Source organism: Corallococcus terminator (assembly GCF_003611635.1).
Taxonomy (GTDB): domain Bacteria; phylum Myxococcota; class Myxococcia; order Myxococcales; family Myxococcaceae; genus Corallococcus; species Corallococcus terminator.
In genome coordinates this window covers 20,758-29,699 of sequence record NZ_RAVZ01000093.1, presented here as the reverse complement: position 1 = coordinate 29,699, position 8,942 = coordinate 20,758, and the positions used below count along the sequence as shown (strand labels likewise).

Genomic DNA, 8,942 nt, shown 5'->3' with positions numbered 1-8,942 from the left:
GTTTCCGCCACCCAGCCCGTGACGCCGCCTTCCACTCCGCCAACCGCGGCCGTGGTGGAGACGCCGCGGGCCGCCGCGCCGACCCAGGCTCCGGCGACACCGCGCACCCCTGCTCAGGAGAGCACCCACTTGCCCAACCCCCCTACGCGCTCGCCGGTTCCGCCCACCGCACGGACGCCTTCCACGTCGACGTCCGCGACGGTCATCTCCCGAGGTCCCGGTTACGTGCAGCGTCCGGGCTCGACGGGTGGGCGTCCGGGTGGTCCTCCGGGCAGCCGCCCCGGTGGTCCGAGCGGGCCGGGCGGTCGTCCGGGAGGCCCTGGCGGGCCGGGCAGCCGTCCGGGAGCGCCCATGCAGGGCCGCCCGGGTGGGCCGCCGATGCAGAGCCGTCCGGGAGCGCCCATGCAGGCGCGTCCGGGCCAGACGGGTCCGGTGCGTCCGTCCTCGCCGCCTCCGGGCGCCGCGGGGGCCCCCGTGCAGCCCAGCGGTCCGACCATCATGGTGGGCGGCGTGCCGCACGCCCAGGTCGCGCCCACGCCGGGCGCCCAGGCGCGCCCCACGGCCACCCAGGCAGTGGTCATCTCGCGCCCGCTCATCCAGGTCCGCCGCGTCACGCCGACCACGACCCAGGCCAAGCAGTACCCCATGGCCCCGGGCCGCACGGCGCTCGGCACCGAGAAGCGCGAGTACAAGGTCGTCCCGGATCACCTGGGTCGCGGCCGCGAGCTGGTGGACGTCTCCAAGAACAAGGAGCGTGGCCAGCGCAAGCGCACGGGGGGGCCTGAGACGACCACCGTGTCGAAGCAGGAACTGTCCGACATGGTCTGGGGCCGGATCGCGATTCCGATCCGCGGCAAGAAGCGCAAGCCGACCAAGAAGGGCGCCAAGACGCAGATCACCCAGATGGCCGAGGACAAGAAGGTCATCAAGCTCCAGGAGGGCATCAGCGTGTCCGACCTGGGTCAGCGCATGGGTGTGCGCACCACGGAGCTCATCAAGAAGCTGATGGCCATGCAGAAGATGGCCACCGCGAACTTCATCCTGGACGCGGACACCGCGGAGCTCATCGCCACCGACTACCACTGGAAGGTGGAGCGCGTGGGCTTCGAGGTGGAGGACTACCTGCCGGAGGTCGCGGCCAAGGTGGAGGACGAGCGTCCCCGTCCGCCGGTCATCACCATCATGGGCCACGTCGACCACGGCAAGACGTCCCTGCTCGACGCCATCCGCCAGGCCAGCGTGGCCGCGGGCGAGGCGGGCGGCATCACCCAGCACATCGGCGCGTACAGCGTCACGACGGCGCGCGGCGACGTCACGTTCCTGGACACGCCGGGTCACGAAGCCTTCACGTCCATGCGCGCCCGTGGCGCCAACGTGACGGACATCGTGGTGCTCGTGGTGGCCGCGGACGACGGCGTGATGCCCCAGACCATCGAGGCCATCAAGCACGCGAAGCTGGCCGAAGTGCCCATCGTCGTCGCCATCAACAAGGTCGACGTGCCGGGCGCGAACCTGGACCGCGTGAAGAAGGACCTGGCCAGCCACGAACTGGTTCCGGAAGAGTGGGGCGGCGACACCATCATGGTGCCCGTCTCCGCGAAGACGAAGCAGAACCTGGACCTCCTGCTGGAGAACCTGGCGCTGCAGGCGGAGGTGTTGGAGCTGACGGCCAACCCCACCCGTCCGTCCGTGGGCGCCATCGTGGAAGCGAAGCTGGATCGTGGCCGCGGTCCCGTGGCCACGGTGCTGGTGCAGGAGGGCACGCTCAAGCTGGGCGACGCCATCGTCACCGGCACGCACTACGGCCGCGTTCGCGCCATGAACAACAGCCGTGGCGAGTCCGTGAAGGAAGTGAAGCCGGGCTACTGCGCGGAGGTCATCGGCCTGTCCGGCGTGCCCACCGCGGGTGATGCCATCAACGTGGTGGAGGACGAGAAGGCGGCCAAGCAGATCGCCGACCACCGCGGCATGAAGGAGCGTCAGCAGGAGCTCGGCAAGGTCAGCCGCGAGTCCCTGGAGCAGTTGTTCGCCAAGACGAAGGCGGGCGGCGGTCCCAAGGAACTGCGCGTCGTCATCAAGGCGGACGTGCAGGGCTCGGCGGAGGCGGTGCGCCAGGCGGTGGAGAAGCTCACCACGCACAAGGTGCGGGTGGTCATCATCGATGCGGGCGTGGGCGCCGTCACCGAGACGGACGTCATGCGTGCCGCTGCTTCCAAGGGCGTCGTGCTCGCCTTCAACGTGAAGCCGGAGTCCGGTGCCGAGGCCGCGGCCAAGGTCCAGCAGGTCACGCTGCAGAGCTACTCCATCATCTACGAGCTCATCGACGGTGTGCGCCTGGAGATGGAGAACCTCCTGGAGCCCATCCGCACCGAGCGCAAGCTGGGCCGTGCGGAAGTGCGCAACACCTTCAACGTGCCGAAGCTGGGCACCATCGCCGGTGCGGCCGTCCTGGACGGCGTCATCAAGCGCGGCTCGTTCGTGCGCCTCATGCGCGAGAACAAGCAGCTCTTCTCCGGAAAGATGGCGTCGCTCCGTCGCTTCAAGGACGACGTCAAGGAAGTCGCGCAGGGCTTCGAGTGCGGCATCGGCATCGAGAACTTCAACGACCTCAAGGCCGGCGACATCATCGAGGCCTACGAGATCGAGGAGACGCGTCAGAGCCTCTCCTGAGCCCCGCGGTACACACTCGACGGACCCCCGGGAAGGCCCCACCTTCTCCGGGGGAATGACGATGTGCCGGCGGTCGGCGCGCGCGGTTGACGCGTCGCGCCGCTGCCGGCCTGGGGGACCTTTATGTTCGTGGGTGTCGCACGCCTCACCCTCCAGATTCCGGAGAGCGCCTCGCTGAAGTCCAAGCGGCAGGTGCTCCGCCGGGTGACGGACCGGGTGAAGGCCCGCTTCAACGTGGCCGTCGCCGAGGTGGATGACCAGGACCTCTGGCAGAAGGCGTCGGTCGCGCTGGCGGTGGTGGGCAACGAGCGCCGCCACGTGGATGAGCAGTTGGAGAAGATCATCCACTTCATCGAAGAGATGTACGTCGCACCGCTGATGGCCCGGGAGACGGAGATCCTCGCCTTCGGGGACCAGCTCCATCCGGACAGCGGCGCTGGGATGTTCCGGGCGCCGGCGAAGGTGCCGGACGAGGACCTGGACTCCGAGGTGGGGCTGTCGCCCGAGGCTGCGCATGCGCACTCGGAGGCGGCCATCGCCCGCTTCCTGCGCAGCGACCGATCGCTGGCAGAGGCCGAAGGGCTGGGCTCCTGGGAGCAGCGGCACGAAGGCGCGGCCCCGGGGGCTTCCCGGCCTGCCGCCGAAGGTGGAAATCTGACGCTGGACGACGCGAGGGCCCGGGCCCGCGCGCTGCGCAACCCGCGAGATTGGGAGAAGAAATGACGACGCATTCACGACCCGAGCGCGTGGGGCAGGAAATCCAGGCGGCCATTGGCGCCCTGCTGACGCGGGGGGAGCTGCGCGACCCGCGCATTGGCTTCATCACCATCACCGGCGTGAAGGTGTCGCCCGACCTGCGCGTGGCGAAGGTCTTCTATTCGATGATGGGCACCGACGAGGAGAAGAAGGCCACCCAGGCAGGACTGGACGCGGCCAAGCCCTTCGTGCGCCGCGCGGTGACGTCCGCCGTCAAGCTGCGCGTGTCCCCGGAGGTCTTCTTCGCCTTCGACGCCTCCGTGGGAGAGGGCGACAAGATCGACCGCCTCCTGCGGGAGGTGCGCAGCAAGGAAGGTTGGTAGAACCCAGGTCATGGACGGCGTCCTCGTCATCGACAAGCCGCTCGGTCCCACGTCGTTCGACGTGGTCCGCCAGGTGCGCAGCCTGCTGAAGGTGAAGAAGGCGGGCCACACCGGCACGCTCGACCCCATGGCCACCGGAGTGCTGCCGGTGTGTCTGGGCGAAGCCACCAAGGTGGCCGGCTACATCACCGAAGGCGACAAGGCCTACGACGCGGTGGTGCGCCTGGGCGTGGAGACGGACACCCAGGACGCCCAGGGCAAGCCCACGGCGGAGTCGCCGGTGCCGCCCCTGACGGCCGCGGTGCTGGAGGCGGTGCTCGCGCCCTTCCGGGGCACCTTCGAACAGGTGCCGCCCATGTACTCGGCGGTGAAGATCGCCGGCAAGCGGCTGTATGAACTGGCGCGCGCGGGCGAAGAGGTGGAGCGCGCCAGCCGCACGGTGACGGTGTACGAGCTGGTGCTGCGCGACTTCTCCGCGGACCGGCTGACGCTGTCGGTGCGCTGCTCGAAGGGCTTCTACGTGCGCACGCTGGCGTACGACATTGGCCGCGCACTGGGCTGCGGGGCGCACCTGGAGGCCCTGCGGCGCACCGCGAGCGGCCCCTTCAACCTGTCGCGCGCGCTGCCCCTGGGTGAGCTGGCGTCGCTGTCGCGGGAGACCGTGGCGGGGCGGCTGGTGTCGCTGGGCGACGCGCTGACGGACCTGCCCCTGGTGCGGGTGGGCGCGGAGGACGCGAAGCGGGTGTCACACGGCGTCCCCGTGGAGGTCGCGCCCCAGCCGGGCAAGGTGCGCGTGCTGGGCCCGGATGACGCGCTGCTCGCCATGGCCGAGGTGGTGGGCGGGCGGCTGCGCTACCTGCGGGTCTTCCTCTGAGTGGCCACCCGCTCGCATGACATCTCCGTGAGCGTCGCTCCGGGCCTGCGAAGCGCCTTCGACGGCCGGCGCGAGCTGACGCTGGGCGTGCCGGCGGCGGCGGGCATCGGCGACGTGGTGGAGGCCCTCCTCAGGCTGTACCCGCGCACGCGCTCGCTGCTGGCGGGCGACGGCGGCGAACCCGGCGGCCTGTACCTGCACGTAGCCCTGGACGCGGCGTCCGCGCAGGAGCTGGCGACGGGGGAGGCGGGACTTCCGACGGGCTGCCGGCTGTACGTCTTCGCACTCTCCAGGCCGCCGAGGGGCGGACGGGCAGCCGGCGAAGGTTGACCCTACGGGGGGTGAAGCTTATAAGCGGCCCGCTCGTTAGAAGAACAATGGCCGGGTCTGTACCCCTCCGCGGACCCAGGCGGCACGAGCGATCATCCCGGAGTGGGATTCAGGAAGAAGCCCCCATGTCGCTGCATCAGGATCGCAAGAGCGAGCTGGTCTCGAAGTTCCGCACCCACGAGTCCGACACGGGCTCCCCCGAGGTGCAGGTTGCGCTGCTGTCCGAGCGCATCAACATGCTCACCGAGCACTTCAAGACCCACAAGAAGGACCACCACTCCCGGCGCGGTCTGCTGAAGCTGGTCGGTCAGCGCCGCCGTCTGCTGGACTACCTCAAGTCCAAGGACGTGGCGCGCTACAAGAAGCTCATCGAGAGCCTCGGCATCCGCAAGTAGGCACTCGCAAGCACCCGGGGCGCTGGCATTCACCAGCGCCCCGCGCGTTTGTGCGGCAAGGTTTTTCCATCGCCCGGTGTTCCACGCTCCGGGCGGTGGGTTTTTGGAAGTGTTTCAAGAAGCGCGGATGTGGGTGAGTGGCGGGCAAGGGAGTGGTGGAGACGGGCTCTTTTGGTTTCCGTTCAGACCGGCCGACCTGAAGCAACGGGTGGGCGGGTGTGATCAGGGATCAAGAGGTTCGAGCCATCCCTCCGGCGCTCCGCAACGGAGCCCATTTCCGCAGTACAGGCAGCGGTGGTCTGGCACGTGCCTGCTTCAAGGCCCTGGCGACCGCTCATTCCCTAGAGGGCCCCTGTCCGGGCGGCCCGGCCCCGCTCATGCGGGCCGGCCGTGGCTGACGCGGGTCTTCGCACGCGAAGCAGGCACAGAGGCCACACGACATGTTGAAGAAGAGCGTCAAGATTGGTGAGAGCGAGCTGAGCATCGAGACGGGCCGTCTGGCCAAGCAGGCCGACGGTTCCGTGGTGGTCCGCTACGGCGACACCATGCTGCTCGTCACCGCGGTGAGCGCGCGGGAGAAGAAGGACATCGACTTCCTGCCCCTCACGGTGGAGTACCAGGAGAAGCTGTACTCGGCAGGTCGCATCCCGGGCAGCTTCTTCAAGCGCGAGGGCCGGCTGACGGAGAAGGAGACGCTGACGAGCCGTTTGATCGACCGCTCCTGCCGTCCGCTGTTCCCGGAAGGCTACGCGTACGAGACGCAGGTCATCATCAGCGTCATCTCCTCCGACCCGGACAACGAGGGTGACATCCACGGTCTCACCGGCGCCTCCGCGGCGCTGTGGGTGTCGGACATCCCGTTCAACGGCCCCATCGCGGGCGTTCGCGTGGGCCGCGTGGGTGGCCAGTTCGTCGCCAACCCCACCGCGAAGCAGCGTGAGCAGAGCGACCTGGACCTCGTCATGGCGGTGAGCCGCGAGGCCATCGTGATGGTGGAGGGCGGCGCGGAGGAGGTCAGCGAGGCGGACATGGTGGCCGCGCTGGAGTTCGGCCGCACCGCGGCCAAGCCCGCCCTGGACCTCCAGGACGAGATGCGCGCGGAGCTGAAGAAGCAGGTGCGCTCCTACGACAAGCCGGCCGCCATCGACGAGGGGCTGCGCACCCAGGTGCGCGCCCTGGCCATGGACGGCGTCAAGGCCGGCTACGCCATCAAGGAGAAGGGCGCGCGCTACGAGGCGCTCTCCAAGGCCAAGAAGGCGGCCGTGGCGGCCCTCAAGGAGAAGCTGGGCGCGGAGTTCACGCCCGTGGTGGAGAAGCACGCCAAGCAGGTCATCGAGGACCTGAAGTACGACCACATGCGTGAGCTCACCGTGAACGGTGGCCGCATCGGTGACCGTGGCCACGACGTGGTGCGCACCATCACCAACGAAGTGGGCGTGCTGCCCCGCGCGCACGGCAGCGCGGTGTTCACCCGTGGTGAGACGCAGGCGCTCGTGGTGGCCACGCTGGGCACCAGCGAGGACGAGCAGCGGCTGGAGCTCTTGAGCGGCCAGGCCTTCAAGCGCTTCCTGCTGCACTACAACTTCCCCCCGTTCAGCGTGAACGAGACCAAGCCCCTGCGCGGCCCCGGCCGGCGTGAGATTGGCCACGGCGCGCTGGCGGAGCGCGCGCTGCGCAACATGCTGCCGGCGGGCGAGAACTTCCCGTACACGGTGCGGCTGGTGTCGGAGATTCTGGAGTCCAACGGCTCCTCGTCCATGGCCTCCGTGTGCGGTGGCACGCTGGCGCTGATGGACGCGGGCGTCCCCATCAAGTCACCGGTGGCCGGCATCGCCATGGGTCTCGTGAAGGAAGGCGAGAAGATCGCCATCCTCTCCGACATCCTCGGTGACGAGGATCACCTGGGCGACATGGACTTCAAGGTCTGCGGCACGTCCAAGGGCATCACGTCCATCCAGATGGACATCAAGATCACCGGCCTCACCACGGAGATCATGAGCCGCGCGCTGGAGCAGGCGCGTCAGGGCCGCGTGCACATCCTGGCGGAGATGGCGAAGACGCTGGACGCTCCCCGCAAGGAGATCAGCCAGTTCGCGCCGCGCATCACCACCATCCAGATCCGTCCCGAGTTCATCAAGAACGTCATCGGGCCGGGCGGCAAGGTGATCAAGGACATCATCGCGCGCACGGGCGCGGCCATCAACATCGAGGACACGGGCCGCGTGGACATCGCGAGCGCGAACGGCGAGGCCGTGAAGGCCGCCATCGCGATGATCCAGGCGCTCACGCGTGAGGCGGAGATCGGGAAGATCTACACGGGCACCGTGCGGAAGATCGCCGAGTTCGGCGCCTTCGTGGAGCTGTTCCCGGGCACCGACGGCCTCATCCACATCTCCGAGCTGTCCGACAAGCGCGTCAAGGCGGTGTCGGATGTGCTGAGCGAGGGCGACGAGGTGCTGGTGAAGGTCGTCAGCATCGACAAGACGGGCAAGATCCGCCTGTCCCGCAAGGAGGCCATGGCCGAGCGCACCGCCGCGCAGACGCCTCCTCCGGCCGCGGCCCCCTCGGCGCCCACGCCCGACGCGAAGGCCTGATTCAGGCTGGAGCCTTCGCGCGACGGCCGCTCTTCGTGAAGGAGCGGCCGCCTTCGTGGAAGGCTCCACCCAGGCGCCCCGTTCCTTTCGCCTCCGGGCGAAGGGGCGGGGCGTTTTCGTTGCGGGGGCCGGTGGTTTAAACCCTCCGAGGGGCTTCCCGCGTTGATGGGGGATGGCCCTGGAGGCGTGCATGCCGTCCCATCCGTCCAGCTCTTCCGCCCCGTCGAGCGGCTTCTTCACGGACGTGTCCCGCTTCCTGGGCGCGTTCCGCTGGGCGTTCATGCCGCTGGGCCTGCTGGCGCTGGTGGCGGTGGGCGTGCACGCGGCGGCGGACACGCTGGATGACCGGCTGCTCACGGTGGTGGACCGCCTGGATTCGGCGTTCGACGCGTTCGTGGGCCGGTATCAGGTGACGGCGTCCCTGGTGGACTTGGTGTCACTGGAGCGGCGCACGCGGCTCGCGAAGGCACTCGCGCTGGGATGGGAGCTGGCGGCGGACCTGCTCCTGGCGCTGCCCGCGCTGGGCTACCGCGAGGTGGCGGCGCCCAAGCCGGTGGAGGCCTGGCGGTCGATGCTGGAGGCGTCGGAACCCAAGGCCTCGGGGCCCGTATCGTGGCGGGTGCTGCTGCGGCGCTGTCTGCGGCGGCCCACGCCGATGCGGTGGGTGCGGCCCCTGGCCACCGCGGGCGTGGTGCTGGCGGGCGCGTGCACGGTGGCGCGGCTGGTCCAGGGCACGGTGTACCTGTCGTGGCGACCGCTGTTCGGTGACACCGCGGCGGACCTGTCCGCTCGGGGCCTGGCGGTGGCGGCGCTGTGTGGCGTGAGCGTGTCCCTGGGGTGGCGCGCGGTGCTGCGCAACCTCCAGCACGCGGACGAGGCCTGCGAAGCGGTGGGCCCCCGGAGGGCGTGGACGCGCGGGCTGCTGGGCTGCGTGCTGGTGGCTCCCCTGGGAGTGGCCGCGGTGTGGGACGCGTCTCCGGTGCTGTCCTTTCTTCGCTGA

The 8,942-nt window shown here is 69.6% G+C and carries 8 protein-coding genes; all 8 read left to right on the top strand.

Annotation, left to right across the window (positions count from 1 at the left end):
- The first annotated feature begins 18 nt into the window (after window positions 1–18).
- The 8 genes from infB to D7V88_RS15580 all read left to right on the top strand — a co-directional run bounded on the left by infB (window position 19) and on the right by D7V88_RS15580 (window position 8,942).
- Window positions 19–2,670 (top strand): translation initiation factor IF-2, encoded by a 2,652-nt coding sequence (gene infB, locus D7V88_RS15615; protein WP_279636035.1) that lies wholly within the window; start codon window positions 19–21, stop codon window positions 2,668–2,670.
- 123 nt (window positions 2,671–2,793) lie between these two features.
- Window positions 2,794–3,393, top strand: a complete 600-nt coding sequence (locus D7V88_RS15610) for a DUF503 domain-containing protein (protein WP_120541438.1) — start codon at window positions 2,794–2,796, stop codon at window positions 3,391–3,393.
- Window positions 3,390–3,749: a 30S ribosome-binding factor RbfA gene (gene rbfA / locus D7V88_RS15605; protein ID WP_120541437.1), complete on the top strand. Its 360-nt coding sequence runs from the start codon at window positions 3,390–3,392 to the stop codon at window positions 3,747–3,749. Before D7V88_RS15610 ends, rbfA begins: the two co-directional genes overlap by 4 nt.
- A 10-nt stretch (window positions 3,750–3,759) precedes the next feature.
- On the top strand, window positions 3,760–4,623 hold the full coding sequence (gene truB / locus D7V88_RS15600) for a tRNA pseudouridine(55) synthase TruB (RefSeq protein ID WP_120541436.1): 864 nt from the start codon (window positions 3,760–3,762) through the stop codon (window positions 4,621–4,623).
- 27 nt (window positions 4,624–4,650) lie between these two features.
- Window positions 4,651–4,953, top strand: a complete 303-nt coding sequence (locus D7V88_RS15595) for a hypothetical protein (protein WP_244238170.1) — start codon at window positions 4,651–4,653, stop codon at window positions 4,951–4,953.
- A gap of 125 nt (window positions 4,954–5,078) precedes the next feature.
- Entirely contained in the window at window positions 5,079–5,348 is a 270-nt protein-coding gene (rpsO, locus tag D7V88_RS15590) for a 30S ribosomal protein S15 (protein WP_120536218.1), read from the top strand.
- A gap of 440 nt (window positions 5,349–5,788) precedes the next feature.
- Window positions 5,789–7,942: a polyribonucleotide nucleotidyltransferase gene (pnp, locus tag D7V88_RS15585; protein WP_120541434.1), complete on the top strand. Its 2,154-nt coding sequence runs from the start codon at window positions 5,789–5,791 to the stop codon at window positions 7,940–7,942.
- A 190-nt stretch (window positions 7,943–8,132) separates the two neighbouring features.
- Complete coding sequence (locus D7V88_RS15580) at window positions 8,133–8,942, top strand: hypothetical protein (RefSeq protein ID WP_120541433.1); 810 nt, start codon at window positions 8,133–8,135, stop codon at window positions 8,940–8,942.

Bases quoted from the DNA above. Each gene is read 5' to 3' on its own strand.
- rpsO (WP_120536218.1), top strand. From the start codon at position 5,079: ATGTCGCTGCATCAGGATCGCAAGAGCGAGCTGGTCTCGAAGTTCCGC.
- D7V88_RS15610 (WP_120541438.1), top strand. From the start codon at position 2,794: ATGTTCGTGGGTGTCGCACGCCTCACCCTCCAGATTCCGGAGAGCGCC.
- rbfA (WP_120541437.1), top strand. From the start codon at position 3,390: ATGACGACGCATTCACGACCCGAGCGCGTGGGGCAGGAAATCCAGGCG.
- D7V88_RS15580 (WP_120541433.1), top strand. From the start codon at position 8,133: ATGCCGTCCCATCCGTCCAGCTCTTCCGCCCCGTCGAGCGGCTTCTTC.
- pnp (WP_120541434.1), top strand. From the start codon at position 5,789: ATGTTGAAGAAGAGCGTCAAGATTGGTGAGAGCGAGCTGAGCATCGAG.
- truB (WP_120541436.1), top strand. From the start codon at position 3,760: ATGGACGGCGTCCTCGTCATCGACAAGCCGCTCGGTCCCACGTCGTTC.